At 62.9% G+C, this 13597-nt stretch carries 14 protein-coding genes; 10 read left to right on the top strand and 4 right to left on the bottom strand.

Annotated elements, in window-relative coordinates:
- Positions 1-72: 72 nt before the first annotated feature.
- From H0274_RS08085 to H0274_RS08070, 4 genes are all read right to left on the bottom strand, one after another.
- A complete protein-coding gene (locus H0274_RS08085; protein WP_226794489.1) occupies positions 73-627 on the bottom strand; it encodes a DUF924 family protein in 555 nt (184 codons plus the stop codon).
- 8 nt (positions 628-635) lie between these two features.
- The gene (locus tag H0274_RS08080; protein ID WP_226794488.1) at positions 636-1040 is read right to left on the bottom strand and encodes a hypothetical protein; all 405 of its coding nucleotides are present in this window, start codon (positions 1038-1040) and stop codon (positions 636-638) included.
- 356 nt (positions 1041-1396) lie between these two features.
- On the bottom strand, positions 1397-2821 hold the full coding sequence (gene tldD / locus H0274_RS08075; RefSeq protein WP_226794487.1) for a metalloprotease TldD: 1425 nt from the start codon (positions 2819-2821) through the stop codon (positions 1397-1399).
- Between the two features lie 119 nt (positions 2822-2940).
- A complete protein-coding gene (locus H0274_RS08070; protein WP_226794486.1) occupies positions 2941-3189 on the bottom strand; it encodes a zinc-finger domain-containing protein in 249 nt (82 codons plus the stop codon).
- Positions 3190-3290: 101 nt separating this feature from the next.
- Between H0274_RS08070 and H0274_RS08065 the strand changes: the two genes are divergently transcribed.
- The 10 genes from H0274_RS08065 to H0274_RS08020 all read left to right on the top strand — a co-directional run bounded on the left by H0274_RS08065 (position 3291) and on the right by H0274_RS08020 (position 12986).
- A complete protein-coding gene (locus H0274_RS08065) occupies positions 3291-4262 on the top strand; it encodes an ABC transporter ATP-binding protein (protein WP_226794485.1) in 972 nt (323 codons plus the stop codon).
- Positions 4259-4786 (top strand): hypothetical protein, encoded by a 528-nt coding sequence (locus H0274_RS08060; RefSeq protein WP_226794484.1) that lies wholly within the window; start codon positions 4259-4261, stop codon positions 4784-4786. The genes H0274_RS08065 and H0274_RS08060 overlap by 4 nt, the downstream gene beginning before the upstream one ends.
- Before the next feature lie 64 nt (positions 4787-4850).
- Positions 4851-6440 carry an L-aspartate oxidase gene (gene nadB / locus H0274_RS08055; protein ID WP_226794483.1) on the top strand — a complete coding sequence of 530 codons (1590 nt, stop codon included), beginning with the start codon at positions 4851-4853 and terminating at the stop codon, positions 6438-6440.
- An 85-nt stretch (positions 6441-6525) separates the two neighbouring features.
- On the top strand, positions 6526-7149 hold the full coding sequence (locus H0274_RS08050; RefSeq protein ID WP_226794482.1) for a hypothetical protein: 624 nt from the start codon (positions 6526-6528) through the stop codon (positions 7147-7149).
- A 43-nt stretch (positions 7150-7192) separates the two neighbouring features.
- On the top strand, positions 7193-7492 hold the full coding sequence (locus tag H0274_RS08045) for a GIY-YIG nuclease family protein (RefSeq protein WP_226794481.1): 300 nt from the start codon (positions 7193-7195) through the stop codon (positions 7490-7492).
- Between the two features lie 655 nt (positions 7493-8147).
- Entirely contained in the window at positions 8148-10247 is a 2100-nt protein-coding gene (locus H0274_RS08040; protein WP_413463472.1) for a ribonucleoside-diphosphate reductase subunit alpha, read from the top strand.
- Positions 10248-10388: 141 nt separating this feature from the next.
- Positions 10389-10670, top strand: coding sequence for a hypothetical protein (locus H0274_RS08035; protein WP_226794480.1), 282 nt, complete (start codon positions 10389-10391; stop codon positions 10668-10670).
- A gap of 271 nt (positions 10671-10941) precedes the next feature.
- Positions 10942-11235: an LPXTG cell wall anchor domain-containing protein gene (locus H0274_RS08030; RefSeq protein WP_226794479.1), complete on the top strand. Its 294-nt coding sequence runs from the start codon at positions 10942-10944 to the stop codon at positions 11233-11235.
- 158 nt (positions 11236-11393) lie between these two features.
- The gene (locus H0274_RS08025; RefSeq protein ID WP_226794478.1) at positions 11394-11777 is read left to right on the top strand and encodes a PepSY domain-containing protein; all 384 of its coding nucleotides are present in this window, start codon (positions 11394-11396) and stop codon (positions 11775-11777) included.
- A gap of 138 nt (positions 11778-11915) precedes the next feature.
- Positions 11916-12986: a ribonucleotide-diphosphate reductase subunit beta gene (locus H0274_RS08020; RefSeq protein ID WP_226794477.1), complete on the top strand. Its 1071-nt coding sequence runs from the start codon at positions 11916-11918 to the stop codon at positions 12984-12986.
- Positions 12987-13597 lie beyond the last annotated feature (611 nt).

Below are 13597 nucleotides of genomic sequence, written 5' to 3'. Positions count from 1 at the left end.
CGCCTGATAACTGGCGCCCGCCTTGGCCTTGCTGTGTGACACCGCCGTGTCACATGTCCCGATTTGCGGCCCTTACCAGTGATTTCCGGCAGCGATGGCGGCGAGTTCCGCCGGGGTGCTCTTGCGGCCCAGCACTTCGTTGCGATGGGGGAAGCGGCGGAAACGCGCGACCATGCGGTAATGCGCGCGGGCGAAGGACAGGATGAAGGCGTTACCCAGCGCCCCGTAATAGGCGAGCGAGGCAAGCTGGTCTGCCCGGCTTTCCCCATGCATCAGTGGGAGGCCGAGGAATTGCCGTTCCTGCAGGGTCAGCCCCCTGTCCCACCCGCGCGAGAGGGCTTCCACGCAAATGGCATGGGCCAGCGGATCGAAGGCGAAAGCCTCGGCCGTGCCGCGATAGAGATTGCGCGGCAACTGATCGAACAGCAGCACTGCCGCGCGGGCCGTGAGCGGATCGGTCAGGAAATTATCCGCGCTCTGGGTGAACAGCGCCAGCAGATCCGGCTCGAACCGGCGGCGCAATGCCTCGTCCACTTCCGGCCCGCCGCCGAACCAGTCGCGCGGGCCGAGTGTGTGGAACCAGAAATGCAGCAATTCTGCCGCCCAGCGGCGCGGAGCGGCAGCCATGCTTAGGATCAGCCCTTCGGCTTGGTGTAGGGGACGAATTCCTTGAGGAAGACCGCGCCGGAATACATGCCGCTCGACTGGTCGATGGTGTACATCGTGTCATTGGTGCACAGCTGGCTGCCGTTCACCCGGTCGATCACCAGAATGTCGGTGCGGCGCAGCTGGCGCGAGTCGGTCGGCCGCGCGACCCACACCGTATCGCCCGATTCATAGACGATGGCAGTGCGATCGATGATCCGCATCCCGTTCTGGCGCATGGTGTTGATGCAGCTCTTCGGCTCTCCGGCGGTGCGGCCTGCGATCAGCTTCTGAAGCTGGGCTTCACCCTTTTCCGACGCGGTCTGCTTGGCGCTGACGGCGCCCCCGGTCAGGGCAAGAGCGGAAATGGCGAGAGCAGTAATGATCTTGCGCATATAAATCTCCGTAAGATGGCGGGACCCCTATCACCGGCAGGCTTAATACATGCTGACGGGAGGTTCCTGCCTGAAAAGACGGACTCGCAGTGTTGGAACCTCTGCAATATTACGCCTTTTCTGGTGATCCTTGTACCCTGGAGTGCAGCGATTGCCTGAGCGGGAAAGCTTCCGCCGAAACAGGCTGCAAATCGGGGCGCGCAAAGGCTCGATGCAATCGTCACCCTGAACTTGTTTGTGCAGGCACAGCTTCGCTTCCAGGGCCCATTTCTCCTGATCGAGCTGTTGCTTGTGGGGAGAGATGGATGCTGAAACGAGTTCAGCATGACGACAATTGATGGCGACAGAGGCCCGGATCAGGCGGTTCCGCCCACCGTCAGGCGGTCCACCAGCAGGGTCGGCTGGCCCACGCCCGCAGGCACGCCCTGCCCGCCCTTGCCGCACATGCCGATGCCGGGGTCGAGTTCCAGATCACTGCCGATGCCGGTGACTTTGGTCAGCACCGAAGGCCCGTCGCCGATCAGCGTGGCGCCCTTGATCGGCGCGCCCAGTTTGCCGTTCTCCACCAGATAGGCCTCGGTGCAGCTGAACACGAATTTGCCCGAAACGATGTCCACCTGCCCGCCGCCGAAGCTCTTGGCGAAGATGCCGCTCTTCATGCGGGAGAGGAGCTCTTCCGGATTGTCGTTGCCGGCCTTCATGAAAGTATTGGTCATGCGCGGCAGGGGCGCGTGTTGATAGCTCTCGCGGCGGCCATTGCCGGTGGGTTCCATGCCCATCAGCCGGGCATTGAGCCGGTCCTGCATATAGCCTTTCAGGATGCCGTCGTCGATCAGCACGGTCTCGCCGGTGGGGGTGCCCTCATCGTCGATGGACAGCGAACCGCGCCGGTCATGGATCGAACCATCGTCCACCACGGTCACGCCGGGGGCGGCCACACGCTCGCCGATGCGGCCAGTGAATGCACTGGTGCCCTTGCGGTTGAAATCGCCTTCCAGCCCGTGGCCGATGGCCTCGTGCAGCAGCACGCCGGGCCAGCCGGGGCCGAGCAATACGGTCATTTCACCCGCAGGCGCGGCCACGCTTTCGAGGTTCACCAGGGCCTGCCCCAGCGCATGGTCGATCGCCTCGTTCCAGGCGCTTTCCACGAACAGCCGGTCATACAGATGGCGCCCGCCGATCCCGTAGCTGCCGGTTTCCCGCCTGCCGTTCACTTCGGCCACGATGGAGACGTTGAGCCGCACCAGCGGGCGCACATCGGTGGCCACGAAGCCATCGGCGCGCACGATCTCCACCACCGACCAGCTGCCCGAGAGGCTGGCCGTGACCTGCGCCACGCGCGGATCGCGGGCGCGGGCGGCGGCGTCGATCTTTTCCAGCAGCGCGACCTTTTCGGCAAAGGGCACCAGGTCCAGCGGGCTGACATCGGTATAGAGGTGGCGATTGTTGAGGCGCGGCGGCGCGGCGGGGCTTCCCGTTGTCGGGTCCAGCAGTTTCAGCGTCTCGCCTGCCCGCGCGATGGCACTGGCGGAAATGTCGTTCGCATGGGCAAAACCGGTCATCTCGCCCGAAACGCCGCGCAGGCCGAAACCCGAATCGCGCGAATAATCGGCGGTCTTCAGCCGGCCATCGTCAAAGGCGAAGCTCTCCGAAGCGACGAACTGGAGGAACAGCTCCCCATCGTCGCATTGCGCCAGCGTCTTGCGGGCGAGGGCCTGGGCTTCTTCGGGCGAAAGCTTGCCATCTGCATAAAGATGGCCGCGCGGATCGGTGAAAGTCATGGGATGGATATAGGTCCGCCCGGCGGCGAGCGAAAGTGCGGGTTCGGCCGCGCGGTGCAGATTCCGGTCCTGGCGGGAAGATCGGGAGGCTCAGGACGAACGGAAAGGGTGGATCAGGCCTAGACGCTCGCGCCCGAGGCGATGTCCGGCAGCTGCGACTGGTCCGCGCCGTCGGCCGGGCCGCCCTTCAGGATGAAGCGCCGGTCGCAATAGCCGCAATCGACATAGCCGTGCTCGTCAATTTCCAGGAAGACGCGCGGGTGGCCCAGCGCCGCTGCGCGGTAGCTGGAACCGCCGCGAATGCCGCCCGAACCGTCACACGAGACGCGGGTGGTTTCGACGATAGTGGTTTCTGGCGGCGGAAGCATGGATTCGCCACTAACCCCAGCCCGCACGATCCGCAAGACGGTAGCGCATCTGTCACAGCTTGCCCTTTACGTGGGCCCCCCGCTGGCGCAAGGAGCGGGGCATGAGTGACAGCAGCGTTGCGATCTCGATCAGGGATGTCGTCAAGCGTTATGCTCCCGTGCGGGGCAAGGGCGGTAAGGCCGGGCAAGGCGGCGAAGGCAAGCTCGCCCTGGGCGGGGTCAGCTTCGACGTTCCGCAGGGCCAGATCTTCGGCCTGCTGGGCCCCAACGGCGCGGGCAAGTCCACCCTGATCAACATCATGGCCGGGCTGGTGATGAAAACCAGCGGCACGGTGGAAATCTGGGGCCATGACATCGATAGCGACATGCGCAATGCCAAGGCATCCATCGGCATAGTCCCGCAGGAAATCGTGTTCGATCCCTTCTTCACTCCGTTCGAGGTGCTGGAGAATCAGGCCGGCCTGTGGGGCGTGCCCAAGGCGCTGCGCCGCTCGGAAGAACTGCTGAAAGCCGTCCATCTGGCGGACAAGCGCAATGCCTATTCCCGCTCGCTTTCGGGGGGCATGAAGCGGCGGTTGCTGATCGCCAAGGCCATGGTCCATTCCCCGCCGATCCTGGTGCTGGACGAGCCCACGGCGGGCGTGGACGTGGAACTGCGCCGCCAGCTGTGGGAACTGGTCAGCGAGTTGAACCATCAGGGCGTGACCGTGGTGCTGACCACCCATTACCTCGAAGAAGCCGAGGAATTGTGCGACCGGATCGCGATCATCAATCACGGCCAGCTCATCACCAACCGCCCCACGCGCGAACTGGTGGAAATGACGCGGGAAAAGATCCTGCTGCTGACCCTGGACCGCGACATCGGCGATCTGCCCAGCCACCCCGCCTTCGTCAAATGCCGCAAGACCGGGGAGCGGGAGATCGAGATCGCCTATGACAAGGATCGCGTCACTGCCGGCGACGTGCTGGGCCAGGTGCAGGCGCAGGGCTTCGTCATAGTGGATGTTTCCACGCAGGAGCCGGACCTTGAGGATGTATTCGTCCAGCTGACGAGCAACAGGGAGGCGGCATGATGAACAATCCGTGGCGAAACATCGCATTTGCCGCACTGATCGGTTTTTCCGCAATCCAGCCGGTTTCCGCCCATGCAGCCGAGACCTACCGGGTTCAGGACGGACTTCAGGCTCAGTTTCATATCTTCTTCGACCCGCAGAAATATCGGGCCTGGACAGAAGGCAAAGGTGGACTTGACGAAGCCACGGCCGTCCCGGCGAAACTCGCGGACGTTCCTTTCCTCATCATGGTTGCGGTTGGCGACTGCAAGGCGGGAGCGAACGGCAAATGCAACGTGACCGCTGACTACACCGTATTCGGCCCCGGCGGAGAAAAGATCGTCGATAATCCGGGCCGCAGGATCTGGACCAAGGCGGCCAAGCCCAAGGGCCGTATCGCGGCCTTCAGTGAAGATCCGGTGTCGGCAATGCTGCAATCGAGCGATCCGCCCGGTTCCTACAGGTTCCATGTTGTCCTGCACGATAATAACGCGGATACGACCCTGGAGATGGAACGAGTGCTGATGCTGGAAGCACGGCAGTGAGTTTCCGCCTGGGGTCCAATCCGGACGGAGCTTTCGTTCAACCCACCTGCGAGCGGAGTTCGGCGTGAGCAGCAACGGCATCCATGACGTCCTCATCATCGGCTCCGGTGCAGCGGGGCTCACCGCGGCACTGACGCTGGCCAACAGCCGCAAGGTGCTGGTGCTGGCCAAGGGCACGCTCAATTCGGGCTCCACTGCCTGGGCGCAGGGCGGGATCGCCGCCGTGCTGGATGCGGGCGACACTTTCGAGGAACATATTCGCGACACGATGATCGCAGGCGCGGGGCTCAACCGGCGCGAGACGGTGGAGTTCGTGATCGAAAGCGCGCCCCATGCGATCGACCGGCTGATGGAGCTGGGCGTGCCCTTCAACACCGAAGGGGCGAATCTGCACCTCACGCGCGAAGGCGGCCATTCGCACCGGCGGATCGTGCATGTGAACGACGCCACCGGCTGGGCCGTGCAGATGGCCCTGCTCAAGGCGGCGGAGGAACATCCCAACATCACCCTGCTGCCCAATCGCAGCTGCATCGAACTGATCACCGGCAAGAACGAGCTGCGCTATTCCGGCTCGGGCCGGGTGTGGGGCGTCTATGCGCTGAACACCGATACCGGCCATGTGGAGGCGCATACGGCCCATGCCACGATCATGGCATCGGGCGGGGCGGGGCGCGTCTATCAGTTCTCCACCGCGCCGCGCGGCGCCACGGGAGATGGCATCGCCATGGCCTGGCGCGCGGGCGCCCGCGTTTCCAACATGGAAATGATGCAGTTCCACCCGACCTGCCTCTACAATCTGGAGGTCAAGAACTTCCTGATTACCGAGGCGGTGCGGGGCGAAGGCGGGCGGCTGATCAATCCGCGCACCGGCAAGCGCTTCATGGAATATTACGATCCCGAGCGGCTGGAACTGGCCCCGCGCGATGTTGTGGCCCGCGCGATCGATTCGGAAATCAAGCGCTTCGGGCTGGATTACGTCCATCTCGACATCAGCCACCAGCCCGCGGAATTCGTGCGGGAGCATTTCCCCAACATCCATGAAAAGCTGCTCGGCCTGGGCATCGACATGACGAAGGAGCCGATCCCGGTAGTGCCCGCGCAGCATTACACCTGCGGCGGCATCCTGACGGACCTTGCCGGCCGCACGGATCTGCCCGGCCTCTATGCCGCAGGCGAATGCAGCGAAAGCGGCTTGCATGGCGCCAATCGCCTGGCCTCCAACAGCCTGCTGGAATGTTTCGTGTTCGGGGAAGCCGCCGCGAAGGACATCCTCGCCCGCTGGGACAGTTTCGATGCCCCGCCGCCGGTCCGCCCCTGGGACGAAAGCCGGGTGACCGATTCCGACGAGGAAGTGATCATCAAGCAGAACTGGACCGAAATCCGGCGCTTCATGTGGAACTATGTCGGCATCGTGCGCACCACCAAAAGGCTGGAACGCGCGCAGCACCGCATCAAGCTGCTGCATGACGAGATCGAGGATTATTACGGCCACTTCCGCGTGACGACCGACCTCATCGAATTGCGCAACCTGCTGCAATGCGCCGATCTGATCGTGAAAAGCGCGCTGAAACGGCATGAGAGCCGGGGCCTGCATTACACGCTGGATTATCCCGGCATGTTGCCGGAGGCGCTGGATACGGTGCTGGTTCCCTAGGTCCAGACCATCGGATCGCCGCATTCGCGCCTCTGCCTGACGCAGGGCGGGAGCGGTGGGGCATTGCCTTCGCTTTACTCGGGGCATGACCCAATCACGCACGCGCATGGTCGTCCTGCCGCTGCTGGCGGTTTCCTCCCTCACTCTGCTGGGCGCCTGTTCGGGCAGCGAGCCCGATCCCGCTGCGAGCGGCACGGGCGCCCCCGCTGGCCTGCCCGGCGCGGCCTCGCCCGCGCCCGCCCCCGACAAGGACACGATCCGCCAGACCAGGCTGGACGATGACGGGTGCAAGCTGCTGCGCTCCAACCCGGACGAGGCGAGCTTCTTTGAATATGATTGCCCCGGCGAAGGCGGCTATCGCCTGCGCTTCACCAAGGCCGATCTGCGCGAAGACCTTGCCGTGATCGCGCCCGACGGCACTGCCCACAAGCTCGGCCTCGCCGGGTTGGCGGGCGGCGGCTTCAGCGAGCTGGACGATAGTGTCGAATGGCATGGGGAAATGGTGGAAGGGGCATTCAAGCCCGCCTTCTTCCTGCTGGAACAGGAAGTGCCGGAAGGCGCCGAGGGCCGGAATGAGAAGGATTACGGCATCGTGGTGCGGCTGGAAGGCAAGCCCTGCGTGGTCGCCCGCGTCGATCCCGGCCCGGATCTGACCCTGCGGACACGGGCGGCGATGAACGGTGCGGGGGATTGTCTCCAAATCCGCTGAGTCTGGGCTTGTCGATTGGCTGGCGGAAACCTAGCCCTTTGGAATGGCTTTCTATGCCTATCTCCTGCGCTGCAATGACGGCAGCTATTATGCCGGCCATACGGACGACATCGAGCTGCGCATTGCCCAGCACATGGCGGGAGCTCTGGGTGGCTATACGGCGAAGAGACTGCCGGTTGAACTGGTCTGGTCGGACAGTTTCCCTAGCAGGGACGATGCCTTTGCCGCCGAACGCAGGATCAAGGGCTGGAGCAGGGCAAAGAAGGAAGCCCTCATGGCGGGGGATTGGGAATTGATCTCGCAGCTTGCGGTCAATCGCCAAGGGCCCCGGTCGGTGGGGTGAGATTGGCGTGTGGCCTTCGACAGGCTCAGGCTGAGCGGATGTTGTGCGATTCGATTATGAGAAGGCGGTAAACAAACCCCGCTCAGCCTGAGCCTGTCGAAGGCCACGGGAAACAGTTGCCCAGTGCCCTGATCACTCCTGCCAGGCTCCGAAACGGGGCATTTCCTCACTTTCCGGCGCAGCAAAATTGCCGGGGGCGATTCGTTTGATTCAAAGCCTGGTTAGAGAAAATTTCACATGAAAATTTTTGCCCGGATTCATTTTGGCCCTTGCGCCGCTCACAAGCCGAGCTTTGACCGCGCGTCGCGCTGTGTTGTCGGGGTAGGACACCGAGTCTTTACCAGGTCACATATGGTAAATCAGACATTTCAGCCCTTGCGCCTGATTCCCAGTGCAAGCACTATGTCTAGGCCGAACAGCGAGGGGCACCCACAAGACTTTGATTTTGCGCCGGATGGGCCAGGGGGCCTTTCCAGCAGCGGAATCAGGCGGCGGGCAGGCCCTTCGGCCATTCGGTCGGCAACAGGCAGGGAAAGCTCTTTCCCTGTCGCGGCCTGCGGATCGGGTGAATGGCTGCTTGGCCACCGATTCGAACGAATGCGGAACAAGGGGCGTTGAAAACATCGCCCGGAGTGAACAGATCGGGGGCTCGTATATGGATTTCAGGACTGGGGACGAAGCTGCGCTGGCGCTCGATATGGATGCGCCGGCAGCCAAGGATAGCAATGCGGACAAGAACCCTGGGAACACGGATGGCCCGGCAATGACGATGGAAAGCAAGGATATGGCCACCGCCACGCTCGTGGAAACCGGCGCGGTGGAAACCGGCGCGCTGGAAACCGGCGCGCTGGAAACCGGGGCGGTGGAAACAGCCGCCGCCGGTGCGCTTGCGCAGGCGATGCAGGCTGTCGCCGAGAGCGCCGCGGCGCCGAAGGACGATTCCAAATCCGTCCGCCCGCGCCGCTTCGATGTGGTGACCGATAGTGCCCGCGATGCGCTGCTGACCGATTTCGGCAAGGAAACCCTGACCGACCGCTATCTGCTGCCCGGCGAGGATTTCCAGGATCTGTTCGCCCGCGTGGCCGATGCCTATGCGGACGATGCCGAACACGCCCAGCGCCTGTATGATTACATTTCCAAGCTGTGGTTCATGCCGGCAACCCCGGTGCTGTCCAATGGCGGCACCAATCGCGGGTTGCCGATCAGCTGCTATCTCAATTCCGTGTCCGACAGCCTGGAAGGCATTGTCGGCACCTGGAACGAGAATGTCTGGCTGGCCAGCAAGGGCGGCGGCATCGGCACCTATTGGGGCGCGGTGCGCGGCATTGGCGAGCCGGTGGGCCTCAATGGCAAGACCAGCGGGATCATCCCCTTCGTCCGCGTGATGGACAGCCTGACGCTGGCCATTTCGCAGGGCTCGCTGCGGCGCGGTTCGGCCGCCTGCTATCTCGACGTCTCCCACCCGGAGATCGAGGAGTTCCTGGAAATCCGCAAGCCGTCGGGCGATTTCAACCGCAAGGCGCTGAACCTGCACCACGGCGTGCTGCTGACCGACGATTTCATGGAAGCCGTGCGTGACGGCACCGAATTCGAGCTGAAGAGCCCGAAGGACGGTTCCGTGCGCGGCAAGGTGGATGCGCGCAGCCTGTTCCAGAAGCTGGTGGAAACCCGCCTCGCCACGGGCGAACCCTATATCGTCTTCTCCGACACGGTGAACCGGACGATGCCGAAGCATCACCGCGATCTGGGGCTGAAGGTTTCCACCTCCAACCTCTGTTCGGAAATCACCCTGCCCACCGGCAAGGACCACCTCGGCAACGACCGTACGGCGGTGTGCTGCCTGTCCTCGCTCAATCTTGAGACGTGGGACCAGTGGAACGGCGACAAGCGCTTCGTGGAAGACGTGATGCGCTTCCTCGACAATGTGCTGCAGGATTATATCGACCGCGCACCGCCTGAAATGGCCCGCGCCAAATATTCCGCCGCGCGTGAACGCTCGGTGGGCCTCGGTGTGATGGGCTTCCACTCCTTCCTCCAGATGAAGGGCATCGCGATGGAAAGCGCGATGGCGAAGGCGTGGAACCTCAAGATGTTCAAGCACATCAACGCCAAGGCCGATGAGGCTTCGCTGTTGCTGGCGCAGGAACGCGGGCCTTGCCCCGATGCGGCGGATATGGGCGTGATGGAACGCTTCAGCTGCAAGATGGCAATCGCGCCCACAGCGTCGATCAGCATCATCTGCGGCGGCACCAGCGCCTGTATCGAACCGATTCCGGCCAATATCTACACCCACAAGACGCTTTCGGGCAGCTTCGTGGTGAAGAACCCCTATCTGGAAAAGCTGCTGCAGGCGAAGTCCAAGGATTCCACCAATGTGTGGAACTCGATTCTGGAACGCGGCGGCTCGGTCCAGCATCTCGATTTCCTCAGCCCCGAGGAAAAGGCCGTCTATAAGACCAGCTTCGAGATCGACCAGCGCTGGCTGCTGGAATTCGCTGCCGACCGCGCGCCTTTCATCGATCAGGCGCAGAGCCTCAATTTGTTCATCCCGGCGGATGTCGACAAGTGGGATCTGCTGATGCTGCATTATCAGGCATGGGAAAAGGGCATCAAATCGCTCTATTACCTGCGCTCCAAGAGCGTGCAGCGCGCGGGCTTCGCCGGCGGGGTGGAGGCAGACAACACCGCCGATGCGCCGAAGATCGAGCTCAGCGCCAGCCCGACCGATTACGAGGAATGTCTCGCCTGCCAGTAAGGTGGGTCTGCCGGTAAGAACTGGCCGGTAAAAACGGCGAACCGAAATCAGGGCGAGCGGCGTTGCGGAACCATCCGCGCCGCTCGCCCGTTTCATTCCGGCAGGGCACGGGGGACAGGATTATCCCGAGGAGTGCCCGAAATGCCCCTTTACGTTCCCCAGATCATGCTGGCCCTTGCCATCGTGCTGACCGCAGGGACCGGCGTCTGGCTGCTGATCAATGCGCGCGCGGTGGCGCGCCTGTTCCGCCACAGCGATATTATCGAGCCCGGCCCCAAGCTGGGCCGGCAGACCCCGCCTCCTCCGCGGGGCGTGGTGCTGGCCATGCTGCTGGCCTTCAATGTCGGCTGGCTGGGCAGCGTCGCGATCTGGAGCTGGGCGATGACGGATGAAGCCGTGCAAGTGGTGGATGCCGCGGGTTAAGGGGATTTTCTCCAGTCCCCGCTCGTCCTTCGACAGGCTCAGGATGAGCGGAGGGGTGAGGCAAGGATAGGGGTTTTCCATCAGGGGCTGGGCAAATACCCGCCTTGCCATGCCGCCATCCCCCGCGTTAGCCTGCTGGCGCCGTCCGGATGATGGCTGCAACAGTGGGAGATATTCATGCTGATCGAACTTCTCGTCGTGCGCGCTGCTGAACTGTCCAATGTGATCCAGAGCCTCGCCACACTGATCCGCGGCTTTGGTAGCTGATTCCATGGTGCGGCACGCGCGGCCCCTTGCGGCTGCGGCGCTCCTGATCCTGCTGGCCGCCTGCGCGCGGCAGGTGCCCGATGCGGTGAGCCATGGCGCGGATGTGCCGGGCTTCTGGTGGGGATTGTGGCATGGCTTCATCTTCCCCTGGGCCTGGATCGGTTCGCTGTTCTCGGATGAGATCGCGATCTATGCGGTGCCCAATACCGGCGGCTGGTACGATTTCGGCTTCTTTCTGGGCATCACCATGCTGGGCGGGGGATCGTTCTTCGGCTCGAAGCGGCGCAGTCGCGACTGAGCGGCGCCGCCCCGCTCGCCCGTTACGCCCCCGCCCGTTACCCTCCGCGACATTTCGCGGCTTGGAGCAAGTGCGCCGGGCAGCTATATTAGAAAAATGGAATGCGGCTTGGGCTAGATCCGCCTTTCTGGAACGAACCGCACATAAAGGCATATCCCATGCGCAAATGGCATCGCTGGATCTCGATCTTCTTCGGGGTCTTCATGATCTGGATCGCCGCCACCGGCATTCTCAGCCAGCTCTTCGTCCTCTGGCCCACGGGCGCGGAAGGCCCGCCGGCCATGCCCGCCACGCCGGAAGGCTTCGCTTGCCCCGAAGGCTGGCGCTGCATGCCTGCGGTGGAACCATCGGGAATGCGCGGGCTGGTCGGCCTGATGCACCACCTCCATTCGGGCGAGAGCTTCGGCGCCGTGGGCACCGCGATCTCGGTCCTCTCGGGCTTCGCGCTGCTGTTCTTCGCCATTTCGGGCCTGTGGCTCTACATCCGCATGTGGCGCAACCGGGCCAGCCGGGGGCTGAAGGGCGGCCTGTTCTGGAAGTGATTTCAACGGCCTGCCGCAAAGCAGGGCCGGGGCGGGGATAAATCGCTTTATCCCCGCCGAATCATTCACTCTTGCCTTCGAATCTCGGGCATGATTCCCTATGTTGGCAGTTCGCACTGACGCCCATGGAGACACAACATGTCGCTGCTCGAAGCCCGCAAGACCTACAAGCCCTTTGAATATCCCTGGGCTTACGAGTTCTGGAAGCGGCAGCAGCAGGTCCACTGGCTGCCGGAAGAAGTCCCCCTGGGCGAAGACTGCCGCGACTGGGCGCAGAAGCTGTCCGATCACGAACGCAACCTGCTTACCCAGATCTTCCGCTTCTTCACTCAGGCCGACGTGGAAGTGCAGGATTGCTACCACGAAAAATACGGCCGCGTGTTCAAGCCGACCGAGGTGAAGATGATGCTCACCGCCTTCTCCAATATGGAGACTGTGCACATCGCCGCCTATTCCCATCTGCTCGACACGATCGGCATGCCCGAAAGCGAATATGGCATGTTCCTCGAATATGAGGAGATGCGGGCCAAGCACGATTATCTGCAGGAATTCGGCGTCGATACGGACGAGGATATCGCCCGCACCCTGGCCATGTTCGGCGGCTTCACCGAAGGGCTGCAGCTCTTCGCCAGCTTCGCCATGCTGATGAACTTCCCGCGCTTCAACAAGATGAAGGGCATGGGCCAGATCGTCACCTGGTCGATCCGCGACGAATCGCTGCATTGCGAAGGCATCACGCAGCTGTTCCACGCCTTCTGCGCGGAACGCGGCTGCCTGACCAAGTCCGTGAAGGACGACATCATGGACATGTGCCAGAAGACGGTGCGCCTGGAAGACGCCTTCATCGATCTCGCCTTCGAAGCCGGCCCGGTGCCGGGCATGACGGCCAAGGAAATCAAGCGCTACATCCGCTACATCGCCGACTGGCGCCTCGGCCAGCTGGGCCTCCCGGCGATCTACATGGTGGACGACCACCCGCTGCCCTGGCTCACCCCGCTGCTCAACGGCGTGGAACACGCCAACTTCTTCGAAACCCGCGCCACCGAATATTCAAAGGGCGCGACCAAGGGCAATTGGAACGACGTCTGGTCCAGCTTCGACCAGCGCCGCAAGGCCAAGACCAGCGACGGCGCGAATGATGTGGCGGCTGACGATGGCGAGCCGGATATGTTTGGCGATGCGTCCGGCGGGGTGCAGGCGGCGGAGTGAGGGGGTAAATGTTTCCCACGCGTCAGCAGTGGAAGCGATGGTCGCTACCGTCCAAATATTCGCTGATTGGCTTGGACTTTTAGATTAGAAAGCCAATTGGCAGTGATTAGTTTTTATTTCTATAAAGACGGTTTCGAGTTCCGTCATTCGCTGATGGCACTCAAGCACTGGCGTTCATTTTTCTGTCTCGTCATTCCCGCGTAGGCGGGAATCCAGCTCGGCGGTTGCTGCTGGATCCCCGCCTACGCGGGGATGACGAAGGAGGGGTTTGGCGATCTTTGCGCGAATCCCTTTTCACTCACTCAGGGCGCAGCGCCCGATACATCGTCATCCCGGACTAGTTCCGGGATCCCGCTTTTTCCTGTTAGAAAGCTGGACCCCGGCACGAGGCCGGGGTGACTGTAGAGGATTAGGCTGGCCTCCATCGTCACCCCGGGCTTGACTCGGGATGACGAGCGCATATGGCACGCCATCTTGACATTGCGAACCATTTGGGTTATATGGCCCAGCAGTGACGGGTTGCGGGGGCGGTAGCGCTTCGCTCCTCTCCCGCGCCGGGTCGGCGCTGTCTGCAGAGCCGGGCCTCATGGACAGGGTGGATGTCAACGCCC

It is taken from the genome of Fulverythrobacter ferritrahens (assembly GCF_020539485.1).
Classification (GTDB): Bacteria; Pseudomonadota; Alphaproteobacteria; order Sphingomonadales; family Sphingomonadaceae; genus Andeanibacterium; species Andeanibacterium ferritrahens.
This window is presented reverse-complemented; position numbering and strand designations above follow the sequence as displayed.

Coding starts and splice junctions, on each gene's coding strand:
- H0274_RS08080 (WP_226794488.1), bottom strand. CDS start 1,040: ATGCGCAAGATCATTACTGCTCTCGCCATTTCCGCTCTTGCCCTGACC.
- H0274_RS08085 (WP_226794489.1), bottom strand. CDS start 627: ATGGCTGCCGCTCCGCGCCGCTGGGCGGCAGAATTGCTGCATTTCTGG.
- H0274_RS08050 (WP_226794482.1), top strand. CDS start 6,526: ATGACCCAATCACGCACGCGCATGGTCGTCCTGCCGCTGCTGGCGGTT.
- H0274_RS08045 (WP_226794481.1), top strand. CDS start 7,193: ATGGCTTTCTATGCCTATCTCCTGCGCTGCAATGACGGCAGCTATTAT.
- H0274_RS08040 (WP_413463472.1), top strand. CDS start 8,148: ATGGATTTCAGGACTGGGGACGAAGCTGCGCTGGCGCTCGATATGGAT.
- H0274_RS08020 (WP_226794477.1), top strand. CDS start 11,916: ATGTCGCTGCTCGAAGCCCGCAAGACCTACAAGCCCTTTGAATATCCC.
- H0274_RS08025 (WP_226794478.1), top strand. CDS start 11,394: ATGCGCAAATGGCATCGCTGGATCTCGATCTTCTTCGGGGTCTTCATG.
- tldD (WP_226794487.1), bottom strand. CDS start 2,821: ATGACTTTCACCGATCCGCGCGGCCATCTTTATGCAGATGGCAAGCTT.
- H0274_RS08035 (WP_226794480.1), top strand. CDS start 10,389: ATGCCCCTTTACGTTCCCCAGATCATGCTGGCCCTTGCCATCGTGCTG.
- H0274_RS08065 (WP_226794485.1), top strand. CDS start 3,291: ATGAGTGACAGCAGCGTTGCGATCTCGATCAGGGATGTCGTCAAGCGT.
- H0274_RS08030 (WP_226794479.1), top strand. CDS start 10,942: ATGGTGCGGCACGCGCGGCCCCTTGCGGCTGCGGCGCTCCTGATCCTG.
- H0274_RS08070 (WP_226794486.1), bottom strand. CDS start 3,189: ATGCTTCCGCCGCCAGAAACCACTATCGTCGAAACCACCCGCGTCTCG.
- H0274_RS08060 (WP_226794484.1), top strand. CDS start 4,259: ATGATGAACAATCCGTGGCGAAACATCGCATTTGCCGCACTGATCGGT.